The sequence below is a fragment of the uncultured Roseibium sp. genome (assembly GCF_947494555.1).
In the GTDB taxonomy this organism is placed as follows: domain Bacteria; phylum Pseudomonadota; class Alphaproteobacteria; order Rhizobiales; family Stappiaceae; genus Roseibium.
This window is the reverse complement of the sequence record NZ_CANLVF010000001.1, coordinates 1,278,324-1,302,826: the sequence shown is the minus strand read 5'-3', so window position 1 is coordinate 1,302,826 and position 24,503 is coordinate 1,278,324. Positions and strand designations below refer to the sequence as shown.

The window sequence follows — 24,503 nt, the reverse complement described above, 5'->3', positions numbered from 1 at the left end:
TCTTGAGGGGCGGATTTTTCCGCCCCTTTTTTAAATGAAAGTCATGCGCCCCCAAGATTTGGGCAGTTACCGCTTGTGACATCCCGAGCTTGATTCGGGATCCAATCGACGGTGGCCCACGGTGGACTGATGAGTGACGGAAGACAGAGACAGTTTCGGGCGTGCCCAAGACGGGCTCTGAAAACGATTGGGGCCCTGACCTTCACTCCGCTGCGTGCTTGTTGACGCCTGAAGGACAAGGTGAAGCAAAGAATTTTCAGCACATCCTTCGAGACGGATCTAACGATCCTCCTCAGGATGAGGCCAGAGAATTGACGAGTGCTTGCTGTGAGTTTCGGCATCCGTTTCAGTGCAATCAAACGTCAACACACCCTCACCCCTCATCCTGAGGAGCCGCGCCAGCGGCGTCTCGAAGGGTGGGAAACCAACTTTGAGCATGCCGTGCACCCTTCGCGACGGATCTAACGATCCTCCTCAGGATAAGGCCGAAGGATTGGCTAGTGCCTACTCGGGATTTCAGCGTCCGTTGTGGTCCGCAATCAAACGTCAACACACCCTCACACCTCATCCTGCGGAGCCGCGCCAGCGGCGTCTCGAAGGATGGGCCGACAACCTCAGAAATCACTGGTGCCGGTCACTTACCGGTCTTCCAATCGAAGGCCATCCACCGAAGGACATTGCCCGGTCCGGCATCACCCTTCCCCCATGCGCCGCATCTGGCCCGGCGTCTGGTTGAACTGGCGCTTGAAGGCGCGGTTGAAGGCGGCTTCCGAGGCATAGCCGATCGTCTCCGCGATATCGATCAGCGGCAGGTCGGTTTCGCGGATGTCCTTGCGGGCTTTTTCCATGCGCCAGTGCGTGACATAGGCAAGTGGCGTCATGCCGACGAGGTCTGTGAAGCGTTCGGCAAAAACCGTCCGTGACATGCCGGCCTCGCGTGCCAGCGTCTCAACGGTCCAGGGCTGCTCGGGCGCCAGATGGATCTGCGACATGGAGCGTCCCAGCTTCGGATTGAGGACAGCAGCGAGACACCCTGCCCGGTCGCCCTGCTGATCGACAAACGTGCGCACGACCTGGATAAAGATGATCTCTGTCAGCCGATGCACGATTGCGTCCGACCCCGGCAGGGTCGCCCGGACTTCGCTGGCGACAAAACGCATCACCGTTTCGAGCCAGAATGCGTTCATCGTTTCCGTATTCGGCACATGAATGACCTCAGGCAGCGCGTCGAGGATCGGATGTACCGAGCCGTCTTCAAACTCGAAATGCCCGCAAAACAATTTGCAGCTCTGTTCCTCGTCCGGTCCGCCGAAATAAAGCGCGCCCTCACCCGTATAGCCCGTCTCCTGAAGCACCCGGTCGACGGACGTCGCCTCCCGCCCGAGTTCGTCGCACAGGACGTGCGCCGCACCATGCGGGATCACCACCAGGTCGCCGGTCGAAAGGTAGATCGGCGCAGCATGTCCTTCGACCTTCAGCCAGCAGGCGCCGCGCATTGCCATATGGAACCGCGCGACGTTTCCGAACGAAGGTACTTCCACTGCCCAGGGCGGCGAAAAGCTGGTGTGAAAGTAGATCGATCCGCGCAGCTTCAGCGCGTCAAGGATCTGGCTGAGGGCATCATGTCTCATGTTTTTCCATCGTCCGGTTCGTAACGGCACTGTTTTGCGATGTATGGACATGCGCCGCAAGCCTCCCGGACGATCGGTCAATTTTCGGGGACTTTCGTGCATGGATCAGTCGCCTGGCACGGATCATCTTAAGGCACGAGAGGCACTCGCCTCCCAACAGTCTTTATCCAGGAGTTCGACATGAATATTCGCTTTGTCACAAAAACCATCCACGCCTATCTCGATTACCCTGTCGCCATTGCCCTCATCGCCCTGCCGATGGTGCTCGGTCTCGGTCAGTCCAGCCCGGTCGCCTTCTGGCTGTCGGTTGTCACCGGCATTGCGGCGCTGGCCCTGACCATTCTGACAGACCACGAGACCGGCCTGATCCGGGTCGTGCCCTATTCGTTTCACCTGATCGTCGATTTTGCGGTCGGTGTCGTCTTCCTCGCAGCCCCGTTCGTCCTCGGCTTCAAAGGCATCGACTTCGCCTACTACATCGTCAACGCGCTTGCCGTCCTGACCGTCGTGTCTCTTCACAAGCCGGAGGTCAGCGAACCGCGGCTGGCGTGAAACAGTAACATTCCCTGTACCCAGACCTGAAAACGCCGGCTCTCAGCCGGTGTTTTTCTTTTTTCGACGCTCCCGGACGATCTGCAAACTCAGGCGGCGTTTCGCGCATGGATCAATCAGCAAGATGAACGCAAAGTATATGTGGCTGGCGCTCAGGCCGGCCGAACATCATTCAGATCCAGATCAGGAGTAATCTAAATGTCCTTCTCAAAAACACTCGTAGCCGTCACGCTTCTTGGCATTGCAAACCTGTCGGGGCCAGCCCTTGCCGCCGACGAATACAACACCTCCAGCGGTCTGACCGCTGCAGGCGCTCCGCTCGGCATGCACGGCGTCGATCCTGTTGCCTTCGTCAATCTCGGCAACCGGATCGATGGCGCCGCCCGTCATACGGCTCTGCACGACGGCGTTGCCTACTACTTCTCCTCCAAGGAAACCATGGACAAGTTCACAGCAGATCCAGCCGCGTACCTGCCGCAAAATGGTGGCTTTTGCACATTCGGTGTTTCGGTTGGAAAGAAATTTGACGGCGACCCGCAATTTGCTGCCATCGTCGACGACAAGCTCTATCTCTTCCTGAACGAGGAGATCTTCCGCGCGTTCCTGAAGGATGAGGCAGGCACCATCGCCAAGGCCGAGGAGAACTGGGTAAAGATCCGCTCAACCGCTGCCAAGGACCTCTGACAAGGTCTGCTTCCCTTCAGGTGCAAACCTTGGCCAAGGATCAGGCGCGCCCGATTGGGCGCGCCTATTTGATTGAACAAAGGCATGTTGTTTGGCCACGTTGCACAGCCACAACACTCTGGAGCGAACAGCCCGTTTCAACGGCAGACAGGTTGCGCAAAGCCATCACAGCGCCTATGTGATTGCCACCGCGCGACGCGGCACGATGATGACTTTTGAAAACGGGACTACAACATGACCACCATGTTCTGCGCGCCCAAGACGGCGGCAAACCTGAGCTGATCTGCGGCAGCAGTGCGGCAAAGGCTATCGGGGCAAGACCGACTTGCTCCTGACGCTTTCCTGTTTTCAAAAGGGTTCCCAACATGGGCACTTCTCAAAAGGAAGGGCACGCGTCTTCACAAGAAGCCGCGCCCATCCATCGATTTTTTTCTGAAACCGCCTGGATCGAAGGCGCAGCCGAAGAGCAGCTGGACGTTGTGTCGAAAATGTCCGGCGTCTCGCAGGTCGCAGCGTTTCCGGACCTGCACCCAGGCAAATACGGTCCGGTCGGCAGCGCAGTCCTCGCCGATCGTATCTATCCGCAGCTGATCGGCAACGATATCGGCTGTGGCATGAGCCTCTTCGTGCTCGACCTGCCGGCCCGCAAGCTGCGGCTTGACAAGGCGGGGCAGAAATTTCGATCCCTCGAAGGGGTGTGGGATGGAGACGCGGCCGCTCGTCTCCTGAATGAGGGTCTGCCAGCCGATCTGGACCCACAGTCACTCGGCACCATCGGCGGCGGCAATCATTTCTGCGAGCTGCAGGAAGTCGAAGCCGCCGCCGACGAGCATCTGCTCGCTGATCATGAAATCAAAAAAGGCGATCTGATGCTGCTGGTGCATTCCGGCTCCCGCTCACTGGGAATGACGGTGTTCAGCGCGGTGCTGGAACAGTTCTCGGGGATGGATCCGGATAGCAATTCGGGCAAGGCCTATCTATTGGCACACAGGGACGCCGTCCGATGGGCCAGCCTCAACAGGCGGCTGATCGCAGAAAGAGCCGCGCGGGCCCTCAGGTCCGATCTTCGTCTGGTATCGGACGCGCCTCACAATCTGATTGAGGAACACGACGGTCAGTTTTTACACAGAAAGGGAGCGGCTAAGGCCGATCTTCCGCTGGTGCCCCTCGCCGGGTCGCGCGATGCGCTCAGCTTCGTCCTCGCGCCGGAAGGTAGCAATCCTGACGCCCTTGCCTCGCTCGCGCACGGTTCGGGCCGCAAATACGATCGCCGGTCGATGCTTGGCCGCGCAGGTGCAACGCGTTCCGATCGGGAAAGTCTTGCCAGAACATCCTTCGGCGGACAGGTGATCTGCGAGGATCGACAGCTGCTGATCGAGGAAGCTCCGAATGCCTACAAGGATCCAAAGCAGGTCCTGAACGATCTTCAGGCTGCTGGTCTGGCACGGGCAGTCGCAACCCTCAAGCCCTTGCTGACGTTCAAGAAAGCAGTCAGTGAGGCACTTGCAAACGCACGCCAGGACAAACGCGACCGCCTCAAAAACCGGAGGGGCATGCGATGACGCCGCCCAAGAAATTCCATCTCCTGGTAACAAGCGGGGATGGTCCACGCGAATGCCAACGGGCGGTTGCCCATGTCGTTCGTCAGATGACGCGGGAGGCCGCGCAGTCCGATGTCCGGTTCACGGCTGACTTGCCGCAGGAGAACGAAGGCAACGACCCTAACTCCGCACTGATCACATTGTCCGGCAGCAAGTCAGCTGAGCTTTCGCGACGCTGGTGCGGCACAATCCAATGGGTCTGCAAGAGCCCCTTCCGCCCGCATCACAAGCGCCGGAACTGGTTCGTTGGCGTTTTCGCGGTCGAGCATGGCGATCTTCCGGAGGTTGATCTGTCGCCGGGTGCTCTCAAGATCGAAACCTTCCGCTCCGGCGGTCCTGGCGGTCAGCATCAGAACACCACAGACAGTGGTGTCCGGATCACGCACCTTAAAACCGGGCTTGTTGCTATTTCGACCGATGAACGATCCCAGCACCGGAACCGTGAAGTCGCCCTCGACCGGCTGAAAGCGCGCTTTCTTCTGAAGCGCGAAGAGAGCCTTGCAACGGACCGGTCGGCGCAGAACCAGTTGCACAGACAACTGGAACGCGGCAATCCTGTGCGTGTCTTCAAGGGGGAGCGTTTTGCCGAGGCAAGCAACACCGGAGGTCGTAAATGACGTTATCTGACAATAAACGCCAGGCCGTCGACAAGCTTCTGATCGAGATCGCATCGGTTTTCGACGCGGAAGGCAGGCCCGGTGGCAACGTGGCGGCAGCCAGGCTTCGGGACGCAGCGAACCGCCCCTTTTCCACCGCTGAAGCGCAAGAGTATCCACGCGGCCTGCTGCAACGGGCCTGTGCACTCGACACCGCCGTCGACTGGGCCGGACTGGTCCTTGAAACCGCGCCTTGCCTGCACTGGGAGAACTGGCAAGGCTCTGGACTGTCCGACAATGTTTCCAGCAGCCTTTACACAACTGAACTTCTCGGACCGGACGGGCATATCCGGGACGACGAGGTTCGTGTCGGATTGCTTGTCTCAGAGGCGCACACTGACTACCCGCTCTCCAGGCACTCCGGTGAGGAGACCTATTTCGCGATCGCCGGAGAAGCCGAGTGGGTCCTCGGCAAAGCACCCTACAGACGGGTTCCACCCGGTTCCATGATCCATCATCCGGCTTGGGAAATGCATGGCCGGCGAACCCTTGATGAACCGTTTCTCGGTGCTTGGCGATGGAGTGGAGATCTCGACCTGAAGAGTTTTGAGATTGCACCGGCTTAGAGTGCCAGCAGCATGAAGGCAAATAGCCGCCTTCCAATCGAATATGCCGAAATTGCCATCACGCTTTGTGAGATTTCGAATAGAGTGCCGAAAGCGATGAGACAGTGACAGTTCGCATCAGAGACCACGGATGACGTCTGAAATACCAAGAATCAACACAACCGGCATAGAAGCCATTCTGTTCGACAAGGATGGCACCCTTCTGGACTTTGACGCCACCTGGACGCCGGCTTACGAGGAAGCCGCAAGATTTGCATCGAAAGGCATTTTGTCTGAGGCAGAGCGCTTTCTTGAGAAGACCGGGCTGGACCTGGAAACGCGAAATTCAGCAGCCGGGTCTTTGCTTGCCGCCGGCAATTCAGAGGAAATTGCGGAGGCCTGGATTGCGGGTGGCGCCGACTTCAGTCTGGACGATTTGACCAGTGAACTCGATCGGATTTTCGTTTCGAAGATGCATGACGCAAAACCGCTGACCGGTATCCGCGAGACAGTTGACTGGCTCCTTGATCGCGGCTTTCGACTTGGGGTCGCCTCCAGTGACAGCGAAGCTGCGATCAGGGCTTTCCTCGAGGGTTCCGGACTGGCCCCGAAATTCGAATTCGTGACAGGCTATGACACCGGGCATGGCCCGAAACCGGAGCCAGGCATGGTTCTCGGCTTCGCCAGTGCAATCGGTCTTCCACCCGCCAAGATAGCCGTCGTCGGAGACAACATGCACGATATCGACATGGCAAAAGCTGCCGGAGCCGGGCTGACGATTGGCGTTTTGACAGGAACCAGCGCACAGGAAGATCTTGAGACACATGCGGATATCATTTTGCCAAGTGCGTCTGACTTACCGCGATGTCTCTCCTAGCCAGGACAGCAGCGCTTTTTCCACTCGCCCTGGTGGCGATGACCGCTCAGACAAAAGCACATAGTGGCTTCCATCTTTTATGAATCCCGTTGGCGCCGCAAGAAGACCGCTTTCAATATCGTCCTGAACCTGCCGCTTCGGCCCTATCGCCACGCCAAGGCCCGCAACGGCGGCCTGCAAACTGAAATAAAAATGCTCAAAGTGCTGTCCTGCGAAATCAGCTCTGCGGGCGCTGGTCATTTCGGACCATTGCGTCCAGGCTTGCGACCGCGTGCGCGTGTGCAGACACGGAGCCTCCCGCTTCAATTGACCGCTTTCGAAAAACAACGCCACAAGGTCGGCACGGCAAACAGGCCCGATTTCCTCATCGAACAATTCAGTGGTCCGATACCGGTTCGGAATGCTGAAATCGTTTCGCCTGATCGCAAACTGAATGTTGGTATCGAGACGGACCGGGCCACCACCGGCAACCAATTGCAGCGTGATATCGGGAAAACGCGACCGGAAATCCGGAAGTCTCGGGATCAGATACCGCATCAGCAATGTCGGTTCACAAGACAGCGTCACCGGTACGCCGGCTTCGCTTTGTCTGATATCCGCGATGGCCTGTTCGATCCGGATAAAGCCCTCGTCCACTGCGCGGGCCAACCGTCGACCGTTCTCTGTCAGAAAAACTCTCCGGTTGCGCCTTTCAAACAAAGCAGCACCAAGGTCGTCTTCCAGCAGTCTCACAGCCCGGCTCACCGCACCATGCGTCAGATTCAAACGATCAGCTGCTGCGCTGAAGCTTTCAAACTCAGCAGCGGCACGAAAGCAATTCAAAGAAGGCAACGACGTGATTGGCTGACGCATCTGTCAGTTTTAATCACAAATCAAGTGAGAAGTCATCGTTAGTGAAAACCATATTTTGACGCTACTGACAGTTCGGATCGAAACCGGAGGCGCATCCATGACCGAGCTGCTCGCTGTCGTCACGATTACGATTTTTGCCGTCATCAGCCCGGGGCCGGATTTCGCAATTGTCAGCCGAAACAGCCTTTTGACGAAACGGCAGACCGGAGTGCTGACGGCCATCGGCATCGCACTCGGCGTGTTCGTCCACGTTGGATACACGCTTTTGGGGGTTGGAATACTCATCCGGCAGTCGCCGGTGCTTTTGGAGGTCCTCAGATTTGCAGGAGCGCTTTATCTCGTCTGGCTGGGACTGACGCTGATCCTGTCTCGTGGCAAACGCGCGGACAGCGGACAATCGGAGCGCGGCATGTCTGCCATGGAAGCCCTGCGAATGGGTTTCCTGACCAACGCCTTGAACCCCAAGACATCCGTATTCATCATCAGTCTCTTTCTGCAAGTGGTCAGTCCGGCAACGCCACTCGCAATTCAGATTGCATATGGGCTGTTCATATCGCTGACACACGGGATCTGGTTTTCACTTGTCGCAGTCTTCTTTTCGGCGAAGACAATGCAACGCATCTTTGAAGCGGCTCGCCATCTGATCGATCGCGTATTCGGGACCATACTGGTCGGTTTCGGTGCTGCTTTGGTGGTCACCGGTCTTGGTGCTTAATGCTGCAGTCGGAGCGAGACTGATTGCTTTGAGCGGCCTGCGTTTTCTCGCCAACCGCTCACAAAAACGACCTCTTCCGGACCAATCTCCAAAACAGCCAGGCTCTGCCACTCCAATCACAATGGTATCGACGCCATCGCTGGCAACATCCGCCGGAAGCGCTTATCTTCGGAGAAGCCAACCGACAAGAGGCCGCAATGAATTCACCCAAAGCTCTATTCAGTCACTTTGCATTCGCTTTTCTTTTTCTGCTCCTGACAAGTCAGGCCAACGCGACACACAACATGTTCTGCAGCGGCATTGATTCCGATACGGACGTTACGATCCTGTTTGGAGCCGGTCCGGTCCTGGCGCCTCTGGAAGCCGACATCTATTTTGACGGGAAAGCCATTTCCACCCGGGACCGCGAAAATGCCGAAGATGCTACGATCGTTCAGTTTTCCGCAGATGATGAACACCTTCGCATGCAACTCATAAACGATCAGGCCGACACGCTTCTTGCGACGGTGAGAGTGTTGCGGCACTTCAACGATGATGAAGAGCCCGTCCAAATCGGCCTGCTGCAGTTCGGCGCTTCAACACCTGTCGGCATCACCTGCGAGGGGCCGTAACGGCCCCGTGTCGGAAGGAGGCTATCGGGCGCAGCTTTATGAATGCGCCCCGGCGTTGATCTGACCATGTGAATGACGCCTAGACGAGCAGGGTCATGTCATCCAGAATTACCCCGTAGTTGGATCGGACGACGACTTCATCGACCTCGTCGAATTTCGAATCCGACAGAGCCAGCTTTTTCTCCCGGTTTGCACGAACACTGAAGTCTTCGCTGCCGACAAGCTCGCCATCCAGATATCCTTCGACCGTCAGCGTGACCTTGCCCCGGCCCATTGCGGTAAAGACGGCCTCTTCAAAGTCGAAACTTTCACCATCGGCGCGGGAAAACGAGAGGCTGTCGCCGTAGCTCCGGCCGGCAAGTTCACCTTCCGAAACACCACGATTGCGGCCGGTTACGTATGTGTCGGCAAAGACAAATTCATCTTCCTCATCGAACCAGCCGCAAAGCGATCCATCTTCGAAGCCGATATGCGTTTCAACCGGCGCAGTGCCTTCGCCAACAATCGTGACGGTGACCTCTGCCGTATCGGCGCCGCCATTGCCATCCGAGACCTCATAGACAAAGGCCTCTGTCGCGGTGTCGCCGTCAAAAAGACCGTTGAATGCCCCGTTCGGATCATAGGTGAACGTACCGTCGCTCGCGAACGTGACGATCGCGCCGGATGCCAGGACGGCTACGCCTCCGCTCTGCCCCGCAAGTGAAAGCAGCGAGACGCCCTCACCTTCCGGATCCCGGTCATTGGTCAGAAGATTACCGCCAACAGTCGCGTCTTCGGTGGTCGCATAGGCATCGTCAGCCGCATTCGGATCTTCGTTTCCGCCTGCCGACCCTGACTGGTATGTCACAAGGGCGAGGTCATCCACGTAGAACGGCTTGTCCCGCCGGCTGCTGACAACAATTTCATCGACGCCGTCGAAACGATCGTCAAGTTCAAGTTCAAAAGCGCCTTTGGAATTGATGCGTACCTTCATCGAACCGACCAGAACGCCGTCGTCAAAAGCTTCAAGCTTGATACGCGCACGGCGCGTTTCTGACTGAAGCAGCAGGCTGTCCAGATCGAAGTCCTCGCCACCTGCGCTGATCGTAAAGCCGGACGTTGCCCCGGAAAGGCTTCCGGCCAATTGACCGCTCGTCGTGACATCAACACCCGCAAGCGATATACCCGTCTTACCGGCGTAAGCGCCCGGCGCAAGGCCTTCGAAATCGATCACAACCGGCTTCTCTACAACCGGTTCGGGGCCGGGCAGCGGATCGTCAACCGGATCGCTTACGCCATCGATTGTCAGAGTGACGGTCGCGGTGTCAAAACCACCTTTGCCGTCTGAAACCTGATAGGTGAAACTGTCATTTCCTGTCTCACCGGACTCAAGCGCTTCAAACGCACCGTTCTGGTCGTAGGAGAACGTGCCGTCCGCATTGACTGTCAGAAGTGCGCCCGACTCCAGCATAATCTGGGACCCGACGGAGGCGACGGAGTCATTGACGGAGGCTACTGTCAGGCCATCACCATCAGCGTCCGTATCATTGGCCAGAAGGTTCAGGCCTGTCAGCAACCCGTCTTCGTCGACAGTGTAACTGTCGTCTGCAGAGACCGGCGCCGTGTTGTCGTGTGAGCCTTCAATGCTGATCGTGACAGTTGCCGGTTCCGAGTTCCCCTCGCCGTCGGTGGCAACATAGGTGAAGGTCTCTTCCGCGCTTTCTTCGTCGCCGAGATAGTCGAAGGCACCGTTCTGGTCGTAGGAGAACGTGCCGTTCGCATTGACCGTCAGCAATGCACCCGACTCCAGCACAATCTGCGACCCGACCGAGGCGGCGGAGCCGTTCACCGAGGCGACCGTTAGTGCGTCGCCATCGGCATCCGTGTCATTCGCAAGGAGGTTCCGGCCTGTCAGCATGCCATCTTCATCGACTGTGTAACTGTCATCGGCAGAGACCGGTGCGGTATTGTCGTGCGAGCCTTCAATGCTGATCGTGACAGTTGCCGGTTCCGAGTTCCCCTCTCCGTCGGTGGCAACATAGGTGAAGGTTTCTTCCGCGCTCTCTTCGTCGCCGAGATAGTCGTAGGCACCGTTCTGGTCATAAGAGAACGTGCCATCCGCATTGACTGTCAGCAGAGCACCCGACTCCAGCACGATCTGCGATCCAACCGAGGCCGCAGAGCCGTTCACCGAGGCGACCGTTAGTGCGTCGCCATCGGCATCCGTGTCATTTGCGAGGAGGTTCTGGCCTGACAGCAACCCGTCTTCGTCGACGGTGTAACTGTCGTCGGCGGACACCGGCGCCGTGTTGTCATGCGAACCTTCGATGGTGATCGTGACCGTTGCCGGTTCGGAACTCCCCTCGCCGTCCGTCGCAACATAGGTGAAGGTTTCTTCCGCACTCTCTTCGTCGCCGAGATAGTCGTACGCACCGTTCTGGTCGTAGGAGAACGTGCCGTCCGCGTTGACGGTCAGCAATGCACCGGACTCCAGCATGATCTGGGAACCGACCGAGGCGGCGGAACCATTGACGGAGGCAACCGTCAGACCGTCGCCATCAGCATCCGTGTCATTGGCGAGGAGGTTCTGGCCTGACAGCAACCCGTCTTCGTCGACGGTGTAACTGTCGTCTGCAGAGACCGGGGCGGTGTTGTCGTGCGAGCCTTCAATGGTGATCGTGACCGTTGCCGGTTCGGAGTTCCCCTCGCTGTCCGTCGCAACATAGGTGAAGGTTTCTTCCGCACTCTCTTCATCGCCGAGATAGTCGTAGGCACCGTTCTGGTCGTAGGAGAACGTACCGTTCGCATTGACCGTCAGCAATGCACCCGACTCCAATACGATTTCGGATCCAACCGAAGCAGCAGAGCCGTTCACCGAGGCGACCGTCAGACTGTCACCATCGGTATCTGTATCGTTCGCCAGAATATTCTGACCGGTTAGCAAACCGTCTTCATCGACGAAATAACTATCGTTTTCCGCTTCAGGATCAGCGTTCGGCATCGCCGTGAGTGAATCGACGATCTCCTGATAGCTGACTGTCTGATCAGAGAATCCGAGCGCTTCAACTGTGAACTCGACGAGGTCTACAGCGACATTTATGACCTGCAGAAACGAACCGCTAATGGCAAAGCTGTAGTCGGCAAAATTGCCCTCAAAGAGGACCGAATCCGTCCCGGCTCCGCCCAGATAGGTATCGGACCCTTCACTGTCGTGGAATGTATCGTTGCCGCCATTGCCGGTCAGGATGTTGTTTGCACTATTGCCATAGAACGTTTCAGAACCCGATCCCCCTATGGCGTTTTCGATGATCGTTCCCTCGGCAATCGTCAGATTGCCGGTTCTGCCGCCGATGCTGGACGCAGAAGGTCCTGAGGACTGGCTATCGCTCGGTGCCAGATTGATCACCGAATTGTTGCCGTAGCCGGACAGGTCCAGCGTGTCGTTACCGCCGCTATCCACGATTGTAGACGCCGTCTTGTTGGCATAGCTCGACCATTGTGCCCAGATATCGCTGACATCTGATGTGACCGTCGTGTTGAAGCCCCAGGTCGTATTCTCGGTGAATGCGTTCGCAACACCGTAGCCCTGCGAGCCGTAAATCGCGTCCAGCGCCATCCAGTCGACGGACATGGGTGTTTGCAACAAAGCCCCAGACGCGTCGACATTCGTGTTCTCGCTCTGGCTGAAGTAGGACATCATCGATGCCTGCCAGCTGTCATTCGCAAAATCGTTGCTGACGCCGAACGTTGCCGAGCCGTTGTAGTTGCCCTGGTGACCCAGGCCGAGGGCGTGACCGATTTCGTGGAAGATCGTCTGCAGCGTATAGTCGTTGTAGGTCGATGTACCGCCTGACCAGGAACTGGCAACATTCACATAGCTGGCTGCAATCGTGCCGTTGCTGTAGTAGCTGTAATTGGCCCAGGCACCCGAAGAGTTGTCGCTGAAAAAGAAGTCGACTTCCGACGTGTTCGTTGACGTCGTTTCTTCAAAATCGATCCCCAGCGTCGCCTCAAACAGCTTGAACGCTTCGCGGACAAGCACCTTGCGCTCCTCGGAGATTCCGTTGCTGTCGGACGAAAAGCCGGAAACGTTATAATAGAGAACACCGTTGTTTGCGTCTGTTCCGGAACTGCCGAGGTTATGGGAAAGCGTTCCTTCCGAATTGGAGACATTGAGGCCCTTGTCCGCCCAGTATCCACTGGTGAGATATTCGGCCATGTCACCAAGCGTAGCGGCAGCCCCACTTGTTCCTGACGAACTGGTTCCGGCCTCGGACTCCATATTCAGGGTGACGCTGTCTTCCTCCCGAGCCCCACATCCAGGACACGGACAGGCCTGATCGTGCAGAACGACACCGTCTTCGCCGATAACCGGGGCAAAGGCTTCGAAAGTCGGGAAGGCACTGCCTTCCGAGCTTTCCGCCGTTGCCGTTTCCTCGTCCTGAGGTACGGGCTCTCGCAGATTAGCCGGTTCTAATGAAACTGCAGCCAGCGCTTCGGCAACGGTCACTCCGGCATCGGCGTTGTCACCGCCGCTGCTTTCAAAAAGCGAATCCAGAAGTGCCTTTATCGGACTGACGCCATCCGCCTCACTTTGCAGTTCAACGGCTTCGGTTTCTTCGATACCATTTTCGCGAGCGCCGGTACCGGCTTCGAAGCTAATGTCTTCATCGGACATAAGAGGTTTCCAGGACGGCGTTGCTCCCAAAAACTGCATCCAACGCGCACCGAAGGAACCACCACCAGAGACATCGTCCGCATCTGGTTCACTGACCGACAAGCCTTGTGAGAGCTCGGATTGCCACTGGCCTGATTTGAATTTGGCTGCAAACGGAGATGCGAATGCCGCTTTTTTGATGGTCGGACCGTTTTTCAATCCAAAGGAAAATGCCGGATGCATGGAGGCTCTCAAAACAGGTTTCTCCCGAAGCGCTCAACACGGAAACGTGGCGGACTCCGGCTACTCTGAGTCACCTAATCAAAATATTCCACCAATCAAAGGTATATAAAAATCAGAATTGCAAAGTATAATTTTTTAAAATTTGAATCTTGTCTATCCATTTTGCCAAATTACTATAGTTAACTAAAAGTAAATATCAGATATTAATCTAATCACTACACATCAAAGCATTTGAAACAAATGCCTTTTCGAACCAAAACACCAGTAAATTTACCGATGAATAAGGCTAGATATCCAAGTTCGCAGACGCGGCCTAGTTGATACGTCTGCCGGAACCGCACGGAAAAAAGTGAGAAAATCGTTCGATTTTCGTCTCTTGGATGCGTGATCTGTACAGGATTACAGCTTCCGCACAGCGGCATAAGCAAAAAGCAAACCCGAAAAGCTTCGTATTGCCTCGATGGATTTTATTGCATACAAGCGCACACAATAGTTTTCCGGTACAACTCGTCCCGTGAGATGACCTTCACCTGTTCCCGCAGCTAACTTCGTGAGGTAAACCCGTCCATGGTAAAGATCAAAGTCGATAATCCGGTCGTCGAACTAGATGGCGATGAGATGACGCGCATCATCTGGGCCTTCATCAAGGACAAGCTGATCCATCCATACCTCGACGTCGACCTTCTTTATTACGATCTGTCTATCGAAAAGCGGGACGAGACGGATGACCAGATCACGGTCGACGCAGCCAATGCGATCAAAGAGCACGGCGTCGGCATCAAATGCGCCACCATTACGCCAGATGAAGCCCGCGTTGAGGAATTCGGCCTCAAGCGCATGTACCGGTCACCCAACGGAACAATCCGCAATATTTTGGGTGGTGTTATCTTTCGCGAACCGATCATCATGCAGAATGTCCCGCGCCTGGTACCGGGCTGGACACAGCCGATTATCGTGGGCCGGCATGCCTTCGGTGATCAGTACCGGGCAACCGATTTCACATTCCCCGGCAAGGGCAAGCTGACGATCAAATTTGTCGGCGAAGACGGAACCGAAATTGAACGGGACGTTTTTGACGCGCCCTCCTCCGGCGTTGCGATGGCGATGTACAATCTGGACGATTCCATTCGCGACTTCGCGCACGCCTCCTTGAACTACGCGCTCCAAAGAAAAGTCCCCTGTTACCTTTCCACGAAGAATACGATCCTCAAGGCCTATGACGGACGCTTCAAGGACATCTTCCAGGAGGTCTACGATGCCGAATTCAAGGAAAAATTCGCTGATGCAGGCATATGGTATGAGCACCGTCTGATCGACGATATGGTCGCCTCCGCGCTCAAATGGTCCGGCGGCTACGTCTGGGCCTGCAAGAACTATGACGGCGACGTGCAATCCGATACCGTCGCGCAGGGGTTCGGATCGCTCGGCCTGATGACGTCCGTGCTGATGACACCGGACGGCAAGACGGTGGAAGCCGAAGCCGCCCACGGAACGGTCACACGGCACTACCGGCAGCACCAGAACGGCGAAAGCACATCCACCAACTCCATTGCTTCCATATACGCCTGGACCCGCGGGCTGGCGCACCGGGCGAAACTGGATGGCAACGACAAGCTCGCACGGTTCGCAAAGACCCTGGAGAGCGTCTGCGTCAATACGGTGGAGTCCGGCTACATGACGAAGGATCTCGCGCTTCTGGTCGGTCCCGATCAGGGTTGGCTAACGACGACCGGTTTTCTCGACAAGATCGACGAAAACCTGGCGAAGGCGATGGCGGATCTGTAACAAAATGTGCGTCCCGTCGTTGCAGACGGGGCGCCCGGAGGCTGTGCCTTTCTAGAAAAAGGTCGGCCCGGGCGGAACGATCACATCGGCAACATATGGCTTGATCTCATCGGGCACCTGTGTTGCGTGCGCGGCAACGCCAGCGGCTTGCGCCCCCACTTCCAGGCCGAAAACATCGATAAATGCCTGGCGGGAGCCTTCAATCGAAAGCGTCGTCCCATCGTTTCCGGAGATACGAAATCCAAGCGCTTCAAGTGCCCTGGCAGCAGCGGCAACCGTGTCTTCCGGCACCCTGTATTTGTCGAGCACGCTGGCGGTGACGGATTCCTGTACGTCCAGTATGGAAGTTCCGTCCGCCCGTTTCAGTACGACCTGGGCACCATAGGTCACGTTGTCGTCCGTCATTGGTCTCTGCCTTCAAGACGATCTCCAGGGAGCGGGCATGCGCGCGGGCGCACATGCCCTCATTCATTCGAACTTCTCCAAGTTTTACCGCGAACGCAAGGTATCAATCATGTCATCGATGAATTCCTTGGAAAATTCCGGCATGGACCCGGAGGACACCATTGCCAGCTGCTTTTCCCTGGTCGCGTTGAAGAAAGTCGCAGCAACATCGCCCATCGTGTTGATGTAGGCCCACTTCGCATCAGCGAGCCCGGCACCTGTGGCAAGGTCAGGTCCGCTTGTAGCTGTGTGCCCCATCTGCGTCGTACCTTTCTTGATGTCACGGGCGCTCTTTACCAGCTTGTCCTTGACCTGCGCCGGTGTCAGTGACCCGTCCTTTTCCAGGATCAGTGCGCAAATGCCGGCGATCTGCGGGCAGGCTGCAGATGTTCCGGAAAACAGCCCCCACCCGTCTGTGTTCGAGCCGGTTGAGGGAGCGATTGCATCCAGCGAAGCGCCTGACTGAACCGGCAACATGATACTGGGCGCTTTGGTGCCGCTGATGTTCACACCCTTGCCGGTCAAACCGCAAAGATCAGGAACCTGCCGCCCTGGATACCAGGTCGAATTGAAACTTGAAGCGTAGCTGGAGGCTTCAAGGTCATTTTCATCCGGCAGATTGACGTGAACGCCACCGACCGAAATCACATCCGGATGGCTGCCCGGAAAACCAAAGTGACCGTTCCCGGCAGAAAAGCAGACAACAACACCCTGCAAAACCGCATTGGCAACGGCCGCTTCCAGCGGTTTCAGCCAGTTGGGGATCGTTGTGCCCGGTTGGTCGACACTGTAGCCCCAACTGTTGGTCAGTATGTGCGGTTTGGGATTGGCATTCAGCGAAGCGTTGATCGCCCCAACCGTATCGTTGCCCATCTTCGTCATGCGCAATTTGCAATCGGGCGCACAGGCAAAAACATTCGCGCTTTCTCCTGTTCCGTGCCCATTGGCATCATCGGCGGGGTCGGATGCACCCGGTGCCAGGATCGTGGACAGGAGCCTGTAGCCGCGTGAACTGAAGAATGGATGCCGATAGTGCCCGGTGTCGAGCATCCCGACCACGATGTTTTTGCCCGTAACACCGAGACGGTGCACCCTGGCCGCGCGCAAAACCACTGCAACGCCGTCAGGAACCATCATGTAGGGATAGGCATCCTTGTGCACCGGAGCGAGCGGCGGGATCGGATGGGTTGCGAAATAGGTCGGCGGCCTTGCAACCACGGCGCCCTCGATCAGCGAACTGAACTCATCGGGCGCATTCATCAAAGCCGCTTCCGGCTCTTCGCTCGTTGCCATGAATTCAACAGTTGTCGCAGGACGAATTTCCGCTTTCTGCTTGGTCAGTTTCGCACCGAAAAAGTCCTTGAAAAGCTTCGCGGTTCCGCCGATCGAAATGGTGGTTTCATTCGAGGCATCCTCGAAGACGTGAAAACCGGCCCGGGCGAGCGCCCGTTTCGCGTCCCGCGTGTCGGAGGGGTCTGAATTGAACTGCTTTACATTATCACTTGTGATCGCTTCCTCTGCGTCAAATAAAGAAGTCGGGCCGAGCGAGCGAGGCGAGACCGTAGCGATTACCTCATATTCTCCACTACTCATTTTAACTCTCCCTAGAAAAGTCATTTTTCCATGAAATATACACGCAGCCTAAAATATGGCCGGGGGTACAATTATTAACGGTATCAGAGAGCTCAAGTCGCAATAACGAATAAAAGTATTAATCGGAAATATTTTTTTCCGAGTACATATTTCTTGTGTAGTTTTTATGAAGAAAAACACACTCTGACTACACGGAAAAATTTAAATTTTACATCGAGTTTATTTACAGAGAAAAAAACAGCTGCAATTCCGGATCAGTAACGCGTCAAAACCCTACAACCTTTGAAATTGCGCCGCTTCGTGCCTCACGAGACCGTATTGTTGACTTGCCGCAGCGCAGAAAAGATTGCCGGAAAACCCATAGTAAAAATTATCAATAACCCTTCAACCCTCATGCCGGCACGCAATGTTCATTCAAGTTTTGGTTTGCACGGCAAGGGACAAAGCAGCGAAGGGTGAAAGGACAGGGCGCCGGAATTGCGATTGCCGTGGTCAGGGTCACACCAAACGGCACAAATCTCATTTACGATGGATATGGAAAGCAGCAGCAGCACCGATGCTGCTGCGGGATCACGATCGAGTAAGTGAGAAAGGATCACGATGATCGAAGTTCACGGCGCGGACTATTCGGTTTACGTCCGATCTGTCCGGATTGCTCTTGCGGAAAAAGGGCTATCATACAGTCTGGTGCCAATCGATATCTTCGCCCCCGGTGGTCCTGCAGACAATTATCTGGAGATGCAGCCCTTCGGCAAGATACCGGTTCTGAAGACAGATGATTTCACTCTCTATGAGACCGATGCCATCTTGCGCTTTCTGGACGAAACCCACCCTGCGCCTGCCCTGCAACCGGTGGATCCGCGCGAACGGGCGAGAATGAACCAGATCCTGTCCATCTTGAACGCCTACGCCTATCAGACGCTTGTCTGGGAGGTTTTTGTCGAACGTGTGGTCAAACCGAGTGATGGAAGCGCCGCTGACGAAGTGAGGATCCTGTCCGCTCTTGGCCCTGCACGCAGGATCGTGACCGAATTGGAACGCCTGTCGGAAGCAACCCCTTTTCTGTTGGGGTCACGGCCAAGCCTTGCGGACTGTCACGCGGCCCCGATGTTTCATCTGTTTCAAAAGGCCGAAGAAGGTCAGATGATCCTGAAAGGAGCGCCGAAGCTCTCCGCCTGGCTGGAGCAGTTCACACTACGCGAAAGCTTCCGAACCACCGAACCAAAGACGCCAACTTGAAGATCAACCGTCAAAAGCGAAGTCGAGCGCGGCTTTTGCGTGAAGCGCCGTGGTATCGAAGGCCGGAATGGAGAAGTCTTTCTGTGAGACCAGAAGACCGATTTCCGTGCAGCCGAAAATCACACCATCCGCGCCAGCTCCGAGTTCGTGTTCGACAACCTCAAGAAATGTCTGCTTTGAATCGGCCCAGATTTCGCCCTTGCAAAGCTCCTCGTAAATGATGCGATGAACTTCCTGCCGTGCGTCAGATGCTGGCACACGCACCGTGACACCATGTTTTTCTTGCAGATGGCCTTTATAGAAATCCTGCTCCATGGTGTATGCGGTCGCCAGCAGGAGAGGTTCTTGGCACCCTGCTTCCTTGATCGCAGGGGCCGTAGCATCAGCGATGTGCAGAAGCGGGATATCGACTTCAGCGCCAACATCAGCAGCCATCTTGTGCATGGTATTGGTGCAGATAACGAGACAGTCCGCACCGCCACGCTCGAGATTCCTTGCAGCAACCACCATCAATTCGGTTGCCTTTTCCCAATTTCCGGAAGATTGTGCCGCCGCGATTTCGGCAAAGTCAAAGGACCAGAGTAGGCACTGTGCAGAGTGAAGACCGCCACACCGTTCACGAACCATGCGGTTCAGATACTGGTAGTATATGACAGTGCTTTCCCAGCTCATCCCGCCAAGCAGACCAATGGTTTTCATGTTAGCCCTTCACCGTTTTTGCCCACATGCCGTCATGACATCTAAATGGGGTATTCATGCCTGATACATTTCCTGAAGAAGCACCTTTCTTCACAATCTTTCGCAGACTTGCTCGCCTTCTATTTGGTGCGTTCCTGATGTCGGTCTTGACCGTAACCGCTTCGGCGCAGGCGGTCCATGAACCCGCGCGGGGGACAGCTGAACGAAGCGAGATCCTCAACGCCGTCCGCCCGATGCTGGAAGCCAGAGTGGGGCCACCGGTGGAATTTGTTGTGAACTGGATGCGCTCGGGGTCGGGTTGGGCCTTTGTCGTGTTAAGTCCCCAGCGGCCTGGAGGCGCACCGATCGACCTCTTCCAGACAACTTATTCTGAACAGGCGGAGTATATGGATGGCGCAACAACTTTCGCCTTGCTGCGTTTTCAGTATGACCGCTGGAACCTGATTGATTTTGCCGTTGGACCAACAGATGCCTTCTGGCACGGCGACCCGCTTTACGCACGGCTTCCACCGGGCTTGGTGCGGTAGCGTCCAGGTCGTTACCGTATAAGAGCGCTTTGGTCGCCCGCCCCCGAAAGAGCAAATCTTTTGAGCTTCACTTCGCGGGTGTGCGATCCGTTTCCGGGCCGTCGTTGAAGGAAAGCTCCGGCTCCTCGTCGGAGCTATCGACCGAAGCGTAGACACCGGCCTGTTGCAACTCTTCCTCGGCCAGCTCACCGAGCACCTTCTTGCCTGCACGGACACGCTCCCTGGCTTCGTCCATGATTTTTTTGGCGAGCGTTTCGTCCTTGTCCATCAGGTGCTGCAGGGCATCTGATTCCAGGACGAGCAGCTGGCAGTCCCGATAGGCCATGACGGTGGCTGTTCGCCTGCTCTGGTTGATCAAGGCCAGTTCCCCGAAAAAACTCCCCTCACCCAGATAGACTGTGTCATGGGCCAGCTTGATCGCAACTTCGCCCTCCGAAATGAAGTACATCCTGTCTGCCACATCGCCCTGTTCTGCAATCACGCCCCCCTTGCGCACTTTCTGTGCCTGCAGCAGCTTTGACACCTCGGCTATCTCGGTGGCCTTAAGATCTTCAAACAACGGCACTCTTGCGACCATCGACCAGGTGACAACGAAATCGCGGGAATGAATTTCACGCGCAAAAGCCGACGCAATGATACCGACAGGCAGGGCAATCAAGCCGTATCCCATCAGCATGACGAAGCCGCCGATCATTTTTCCCAGATTGCTGACGGGAACGACGTCACCATAGCCCACCGTGGTGATTGTCGTAATCGCCCAGTATGTGCCGTGCAAAATGCTGCGAAACTTTTCGGGCTGCTCGTTATGCTCGACCAGATACATCAGGGTCGCGGACAACAGGATCACGCCGAAGATGATCATGCTTGATCCCAGAAGCGCTTTCCTTTCTCCGACGACAGCCGAGATCAGCGAGCGTAGCGCCGGGGAATACCGCGCAAGTTTCAGGAAGCGGAGCAGTCGTAAAATGACGACGACGGTGACCGCCTGATTGGGCAAAAACAGAACGAAGAGCAGCGGAAGAGCGCCGATCAGGTCGATAATCGCGTCGGGATGCGCCGCATAACGCAGGCGCGACCAGACAGGACCGTAACGGCGCAGCGGCGGGTGCATGTCCGCCACGTAAAGACGCAGCACATATTCGACCAGAAAAACAAATCCGCTCCCCAGCTGGATGAATCTAAGGTGCGGACCGAATGTGGCGCGGATTTCCGGCACGGTTTCAAGTACGGCAAGCACGATATTGAACAGGATGAGGAAAACAAGAAAGTGGCGCAGCGAACGGGCCGCAAGCTTTCGCTTTCCCGTATCTTCAAGCACTTCATAGAGCGCGCGTTTGAAGCTTTCGTCCTGCACCATCTGCTCCGTCGTGAAAAACTCTGATTCATGAATAGCCGAAGATCGGTTCAGGACAAAGTTGCCCGTTCCGCTGAATTCACGACATCCACGCGAAGCTGTGAACAGAGCCTGCGCCAATGTGATTGGGTTAAATTGTCGCGCACCCCACATCATTGAGCGTGGGTGAACCCCTGAAAGGAGGGAATTATGACGATAGAAACGAACAAGGTCCGCGCCGCCGAAACGTCGCCGCATCACGTTGTCCTTAAGATGCTGATTGTTTCGACTTTTCTGACGGCCGCAGCGCTCGCGGTGACCGCAGCCCTTCACTAGGAAATACCAGGTCTCTCAAATGAAAAAGGCGTGCCACTGGGCACGCCTTTTCATTTTACATGGACGATTGTTCGAACAGCTGGCAGATCACAGCGCGCTCAGATGGGTTTCGATCGCAGCGATCGCCTTTTCGGCGCTGGCACCGTCCGGCCCGCCGGCCTGGGCCATGTCCGGTCGCCCGCCACCGCCGCGTCCGCCAAGCGCTTCTGAGCCAATGCGCACAAGATCCACAGCGCTGACTTTATCCGTCAGGTCGTTGGTGACTGCCGTCACGATTGCAGCTTTGCCATCCTCAGCAACATTGATCAGGATAATAACGCCGGATCCGAGTTGTGCTTTGGCGTCGTCAGCCATGCCCTTGAGATCCTTCGGATTGATGCCTTCCACGGTCCGTGCCATCAGCTTGAAGGTACCGGCATCCTTCACAGGCGCCGCGCCGTTGCCTCCGCCACCCATGGCCAGTTTCTTCTTGGCATCCGCAAGTTCCTTTTCCAGCTTGCGGCGCTCATCCACCAGTTGCGAAACCTTTGCCGGCACATCATCTGCCGTAATTTTCAAAAGTGCCGCAATTTCGCGCATGCGCTTGTCCTGTGCGTCCAGATAGGTGCGTGCTTCTGCGCCTGTCAGGGCCTCGATCCGCCGGACACCAGCAGCAACCGCACCTTCGGACACGAGCGTCACGAGACCAATATCCCCGGTTCGTTTGACATGCGTTCCGCCGCAAAGTTCAAGGGAGTAGGGTTTACCTTCCTTGGGGCCGTGCAAAGCCGTTCCCATGGAGACAACACGGACTTCTTCGCCGTATTTTTCTCCGAAAAGCGCCATTGCGCCTGCTTCGATGGCATCATCGACCGCCATCAGGCGCGTCTCTACGGGTGCGTTTTGCAGGATGATTTCATTGGCGTAGGTCTCAACCGTTGCCAGTTCCTGTTCGTCCATCGGCTTTGGATGGGAGAAATCGAAGCGCAGGCGATCCGGAGAGACGAGCGAGCCTTTCTGCGCCACATGAGAACCCAGAACCTCGCGAAGGGCTTCGTGCACCAGATGGGTGGCGGAATGGTTGGAGCGCACAGCACTGCGGCGTGCGTGGTCAACCTTCAGTTCCAGCGCGAGGCCCGGAACAAGTTCGCCCTCTTTCACTGTCACGCTGTGCACGAACAGCCCATCGGCCTTTTTCTGCGTATTGGTGACGGTCGCACGAACTCCCGGGGCGAGCATCTTGCCGGTGTCGCCGACCTGACCGCCGCTCTCGCCGTAGAACGGTGTCTGGTTCAAGACCACATAGCCGCTTTCGCCCGCAGACAGTTTGGCGATTTCCGCATCGTCCGAGGCGATTGCGTCGACAACGCCCTCCGCGCTTTCGGTCTCATATCCCAAAAAGTCCGTCGCGCCGTGCTTTTCCTTCAGCGCGAACCAGACGGCCTCGGTTGCCGCGCCGCCGGAACCCGACCATGCCGCACGGGCTTCAGCCTTCTGGCGTTCCATGGCGGCGTCAAATCCGCCGGTGTCGACGGAAATGTCGCGCGCTCTCAAGGCATCTTGCGTGAGGTCAAGAGGAAAGCCGTAGGTGTCGTAGAGCTTGAAGGCCGTTTCGCCGTCAAGCTGGCCACCGGCCGACAGGTCCGCCGTTGCATTGTCGAGCAGGCCAAGCCCGCGCTCCAGCGTCTTGCGGAATCTCGTTTCCTCAAGTTTCAGCGTTTCCGTAATGAGATCCTCGGCGCGGGACAGTTCCGGATAGGCCCTGCCCATTTCCCTGACGAGCGAGGGAACAAGTTTGTGCATCAGCGGCTCGCTGGCCCCCAAGAGGTGCGCATGGCGCATGCCGCGCCGCATAATGCGGCGCAGGACATATCCACGGCCTTCGTTGGAGGGCAAAACACCATCCGCGATCAGGAAACTGGTCGATCTCAAGTGGTCTGCAATCACCCTGTGGCTACCGAGCGCGTCGCCTTCGGCCGCAACATTGGTTTCATGTTCGGACGCGGCGATCAGAGCCTTGAAGAGATCGATCTTATAATTGTTGTGCACGCCTTGCAAGATCGTCGCAAGACGCTCGATACCCATACCGGTGTCGATTGACGGGCTTGGCAGGTCGAGGCGCTCTTCGCTTGTCTGCTCGTACTGCATGAAGACGAGGTTCCAGATCTCGATGAACCGGTCACCGTCCTCTTCAGCCGATCCGGGAGGGCCGCCCCAGATGTGATCGCCATGGTCATAGAAAATTTCGGAACATGGGCCGCAGGGACCGGTATCGCCCATTGACCAGAAATTGTCGGACGTGGGAATGCGAATGATCTTGTCGTCGCTCAGACCCGCGATTGTCTTCCACAGTCCGGCCGCGGCATTGTCTTCGGCATAAACCGTCACAAGAAGCCGGTCCGCCGGAAGTCCGTATTCCTTCGTGATCAGGTTCCAGGCGAGCTCAATCGCACGTTCCTTGAAATAGTCGCCAAAGGAAAAGTTGCCGAGCATTTCAAAAAACGTGTGGTGCCGGGCCGTGTAGCCGACATTATCGAGATCGTTGTGCTTTCCGCCTGCCCGCACCACTTTCTGGGCCGTCACGGCGCGTTTATAGGGACGCGTTTCAAGTCCCGTGAACACGTTCTTGAACTGGTTCATGCCCGCATTCGCGAACATCAGCGTAGGATCGTTACGCGGCACCAGCGGTCCGGACGCGACCACTTCGTGATCGTTCTTGTCGAAATAGTCCAGAAATGTAGAACGGATTTCATTTACGCCGGTCATTCGGATCTCGCATCAGTCCAGGCCAGAAAATCAGGCCGATTGAAAGTCTGCCGGCATCACTGTCCCTCCAAGGGACCCACGCCGGAACAGCCTTTTAACTTTGACCTCAAACCCTGTCCAGCAGTTGAACTTCATCCGGACAATTTCAGGGGCACTCTAAACGCGCTTTAGTGACTTCGCAGAAATGAAAAAGGCCCGC

At 56.5% G+C, this 24,503-nt stretch carries 21 protein-coding genes; 13 read left to right on the top strand and 8 right to left on the bottom strand.

The features are described from left to right. Positions 1–692 precede the first annotated feature (692 nt). Complete coding sequence (locus Q0915_RS05850; RefSeq protein WP_299474608.1) at positions 693–1,631, bottom strand: AraC family transcriptional regulator; 939 nt, start codon at positions 1,629–1,631, stop codon at positions 693–695. A 180-nt stretch (positions 1,632–1,811) separates the two neighbouring features. Here Q0915_RS05850 and Q0915_RS05845 point away from each other — a divergent pair, with 180 nt between their 5' ends. From Q0915_RS05845 to Q0915_RS05820, 6 genes are all read left to right on the top strand, one after another. Further along, the gene (locus Q0915_RS05845; protein ID WP_299474605.1) at positions 1,812–2,183 is read left to right on the top strand and encodes a hypothetical protein; all 372 of its coding nucleotides are present in this window, start codon (positions 1,812–1,814) and stop codon (positions 2,181–2,183) included. A 198-nt stretch (positions 2,184–2,381) separates the two neighbouring features. Then, positions 2,382–2,867, top strand: a complete 486-nt coding sequence (locus Q0915_RS05840) for a YHS domain-containing (seleno)protein (protein WP_299474602.1) — start codon at positions 2,382–2,384, stop codon at positions 2,865–2,867. Positions 2,868–3,232: 365 nt separating this feature from the next. After that, positions 3,233–4,429, top strand: coding sequence for an RNA ligase RtcB family protein (locus Q0915_RS05835; protein WP_299474598.1), 1,197 nt, complete (start codon positions 3,233–3,235; stop codon positions 4,427–4,429). Next, positions 4,426–5,085 (top strand): peptide chain release factor H, encoded by a 660-nt coding sequence (gene prfH, locus Q0915_RS05830; protein WP_299474595.1) that lies wholly within the window; start codon positions 4,426–4,428, stop codon positions 5,083–5,085. The genes Q0915_RS05835 and prfH overlap by 4 nt, the downstream gene beginning before the upstream one ends. Beyond that, positions 5,082–5,690 (top strand): dimethylsulfonioproprionate lyase family protein, encoded by a 609-nt coding sequence (locus Q0915_RS05825; protein ID WP_299474592.1) that lies wholly within the window; start codon positions 5,082–5,084, stop codon positions 5,688–5,690. Before prfH ends, Q0915_RS05825 begins: the two co-directional genes overlap by 4 nt. Positions 5,691–5,820: 130 nt before the next feature. Beyond that, positions 5,821–6,546 (top strand): HAD family hydrolase, encoded by a 726-nt coding sequence (locus tag Q0915_RS05820; RefSeq protein ID WP_299474589.1) that lies wholly within the window; start codon positions 5,821–5,823, stop codon positions 6,544–6,546. Here Q0915_RS05820 and Q0915_RS05815 read toward each other — a convergent pair. Continuing rightward, complete coding sequence (locus tag Q0915_RS05815; protein WP_299474586.1) at positions 6,526–7,398, bottom strand: LysR family transcriptional regulator; 873 nt, start codon at positions 7,396–7,398, stop codon at positions 6,526–6,528. The two genes, Q0915_RS05820 and Q0915_RS05815, sit on opposite strands and share 21 nt — an antisense overlap. 97 nt (positions 7,399–7,495) lie before the next feature. Between Q0915_RS05815 and Q0915_RS05810 the strand changes: the two genes are divergently transcribed. Then, entirely contained in the window at positions 7,496–8,113 is a 618-nt protein-coding gene (locus Q0915_RS05810) for a LysE family transporter (RefSeq protein WP_299474583.1), read from the top strand. 197 nt (positions 8,114–8,310) lie between these two features. Beyond that, positions 8,311–8,724: a hypothetical protein gene (locus tag Q0915_RS05805; protein WP_299474580.1), complete on the top strand. Its 414-nt coding sequence runs from the start codon at positions 8,311–8,313 to the stop codon at positions 8,722–8,724. A gap of 79 nt (positions 8,725–8,803) precedes the next feature. Here the strand turns inward: Q0915_RS05805 and Q0915_RS05800 are convergent, their stop codons facing one another. Next, positions 8,804–13,603, bottom strand: a complete 4,800-nt coding sequence (locus Q0915_RS05800; protein WP_299474577.1) for an Ig-like domain-containing protein — start codon at positions 13,601–13,603, stop codon at positions 8,804–8,806. A 567-nt stretch (positions 13,604–14,170) separates the two neighbouring features. On the opposite strand from Q0915_RS05800, the gene Q0915_RS05795 reads away from it, so the two are divergent. Beyond that, positions 14,171–15,388, top strand: a complete 1,218-nt coding sequence (locus Q0915_RS05795; protein WP_299474574.1) for an NADP-dependent isocitrate dehydrogenase — start codon at positions 14,171–14,173, stop codon at positions 15,386–15,388. A 51-nt stretch (positions 15,389–15,439) separates the two neighbouring features. On the opposite strand, the gene Q0915_RS05790 is transcribed toward Q0915_RS05795, so the two are convergent. Together Q0915_RS05790 and Q0915_RS05785 are read right to left on the bottom strand one after the other, a co-directional pair. Continuing rightward, positions 15,440–15,793, bottom strand: coding sequence for a hypothetical protein (locus tag Q0915_RS05790; protein WP_299474571.1), 354 nt, complete (start codon positions 15,791–15,793; stop codon positions 15,440–15,442). Positions 15,794–15,877: 84 nt separating this feature from the next. Further along, a complete protein-coding gene (locus Q0915_RS05785; protein WP_299474568.1) occupies positions 15,878–17,425 on the bottom strand; it encodes a S8 family serine peptidase in 1,548 nt (515 codons plus the stop codon). Between the two features lie 455 nt (positions 17,426–17,880). Here Q0915_RS05785 and Q0915_RS05780 point away from each other — a divergent pair, with 455 nt between their 5' ends. Further along, positions 17,881–18,009 (top strand): hypothetical protein, encoded by a 129-nt coding sequence (locus tag Q0915_RS05780; protein WP_299544190.1) that lies wholly within the window; start codon positions 17,881–17,883, stop codon positions 18,007–18,009. 16 nt (positions 18,010–18,025) lie between these two features. Further along, a complete protein-coding gene (locus tag Q0915_RS05775) occupies positions 18,026–18,664 on the top strand; it encodes a glutathione S-transferase family protein (RefSeq protein WP_299474565.1) in 639 nt (212 codons plus the stop codon). Between the two features lie 3 nt (positions 18,665–18,667). On the opposite strand, the gene Q0915_RS05770 is transcribed toward Q0915_RS05775, so the two are convergent. Beyond that, complete coding sequence (locus Q0915_RS05770) at positions 18,668–19,363, bottom strand: aspartate/glutamate racemase family protein (protein WP_299474563.1); 696 nt, start codon at positions 19,361–19,363, stop codon at positions 18,668–18,670. 56 nt (positions 19,364–19,419) lie between these two features. On the opposite strand from Q0915_RS05770, the gene Q0915_RS05765 reads away from it, so the two are divergent. Further along, entirely contained in the window at positions 19,420–19,890 is a 471-nt protein-coding gene (locus tag Q0915_RS05765) for a hypothetical protein (RefSeq protein WP_299474560.1), read from the top strand. A 67-nt stretch (positions 19,891–19,957) separates the two neighbouring features. On the opposite strand, the gene Q0915_RS05760 is transcribed toward Q0915_RS05765, so the two are convergent. After that, positions 19,958–21,244, bottom strand: a complete 1,287-nt coding sequence (locus tag Q0915_RS05760; RefSeq protein ID WP_299474557.1) for a cyclic nucleotide-gated ion channel — start codon at positions 21,242–21,244, stop codon at positions 19,958–19,960. 189 nt (positions 21,245–21,433) lie between these two features. On the opposite strand from Q0915_RS05760, the gene Q0915_RS05755 reads away from it, so the two are divergent. Continuing rightward, the gene (locus Q0915_RS05755; RefSeq protein WP_299474554.1) at positions 21,434–21,559 is read left to right on the top strand and encodes a hypothetical protein; all 126 of its coding nucleotides are present in this window, start codon (positions 21,434–21,436) and stop codon (positions 21,557–21,559) included. Positions 21,560–21,646: 87 nt separating this feature from the next. On the opposite strand, the gene alaS is transcribed toward Q0915_RS05755, so the two are convergent. Then, positions 21,647–24,304, bottom strand: a complete 2,658-nt coding sequence (gene alaS, locus Q0915_RS05750) for an alanine--tRNA ligase (RefSeq protein ID WP_299474551.1) — start codon at positions 24,302–24,304, stop codon at positions 21,647–21,649. Positions 24,305–24,503: the final 199 nt, after the last annotated feature.

Excerpts from the sequence above, each read along its gene's own strand:
- Q0915_RS05785 (WP_299474568.1), bottom strand. The coding sequence starts at position 17,425 with ATGAGTAGTGGAGAATATGAGGTAATCGCTACGGTCTCGCCTCGCTCG.
- Q0915_RS05825 (WP_299474592.1), top strand. The coding sequence starts at position 5,082 with ATGACGTTATCTGACAATAAACGCCAGGCCGTCGACAAGCTTCTGATC.
- Q0915_RS05815 (WP_299474586.1), bottom strand. The coding sequence starts at position 7,398 with ATGCGTCAGCCAATCACGTCGTTGCCTTCTTTGAATTGCTTTCGTGCC.
- Q0915_RS05835 (WP_299474598.1), top strand. The coding sequence starts at position 3,233 with ATGGGCACTTCTCAAAAGGAAGGGCACGCGTCTTCACAAGAAGCCGCG.
- Q0915_RS05820 (WP_299474589.1), top strand. The coding sequence starts at position 5,821 with ATGACGTCTGAAATACCAAGAATCAACACAACCGGCATAGAAGCCATT.
- Q0915_RS05845 (WP_299474605.1), top strand. The coding sequence starts at position 1,812 with ATGAATATTCGCTTTGTCACAAAAACCATCCACGCCTATCTCGATTAC.
- Q0915_RS05790 (WP_299474571.1), bottom strand. The coding sequence starts at position 15,793 with ATGACGGACGACAACGTGACCTATGGTGCCCAGGTCGTACTGAAACGG.
- Q0915_RS05840 (WP_299474602.1), top strand. The coding sequence starts at position 2,382 with ATGTCCTTCTCAAAAACACTCGTAGCCGTCACGCTTCTTGGCATTGCA.
- prfH (WP_299474595.1), top strand. The coding sequence starts at position 4,426 with ATGACGCCGCCCAAGAAATTCCATCTCCTGGTAACAAGCGGGGATGGT.
- Q0915_RS05850 (WP_299474608.1), bottom strand. The coding sequence starts at position 1,631 with ATGAGACATGATGCCCTCAGCCAGATCCTTGACGCGCTGAAGCTGCGC.
- Q0915_RS05810 (WP_299474583.1), top strand. The coding sequence starts at position 7,496 with ATGACCGAGCTGCTCGCTGTCGTCACGATTACGATTTTTGCCGTCATC.
- Q0915_RS05795 (WP_299474574.1), top strand. The coding sequence starts at position 14,171 with ATGGTAAAGATCAAAGTCGATAATCCGGTCGTCGAACTAGATGGCGAT.
- Q0915_RS05800 (WP_299474577.1), bottom strand. The coding sequence starts at position 13,603 with ATGCATCCGGCATTTTCCTTTGGATTGAAAAACGGTCCGACCATCAAA.
- Q0915_RS05775 (WP_299474565.1), top strand. The coding sequence starts at position 18,026 with ATGATCGAAGTTCACGGCGCGGACTATTCGGTTTACGTCCGATCTGTC.
- Q0915_RS05805 (WP_299474580.1), top strand. The coding sequence starts at position 8,311 with ATGAATTCACCCAAAGCTCTATTCAGTCACTTTGCATTCGCTTTTCTT.
- Q0915_RS05770 (WP_299474563.1), bottom strand. The coding sequence starts at position 19,363 with ATGAAAACCATTGGTCTGCTTGGCGGGATGAGCTGGGAAAGCACTGTC.
- Q0915_RS05765 (WP_299474560.1), top strand. The coding sequence starts at position 19,420 with ATGCCTGATACATTTCCTGAAGAAGCACCTTTCTTCACAATCTTTCGC.
- Q0915_RS05755 (WP_299474554.1), top strand. The coding sequence starts at position 21,434 with ATGACGATAGAAACGAACAAGGTCCGCGCCGCCGAAACGTCGCCGCAT.
- alaS (WP_299474551.1), bottom strand. The coding sequence starts at position 24,304 with ATGACCGGCGTAAATGAAATCCGTTCTACATTTCTGGACTATTTCGAC.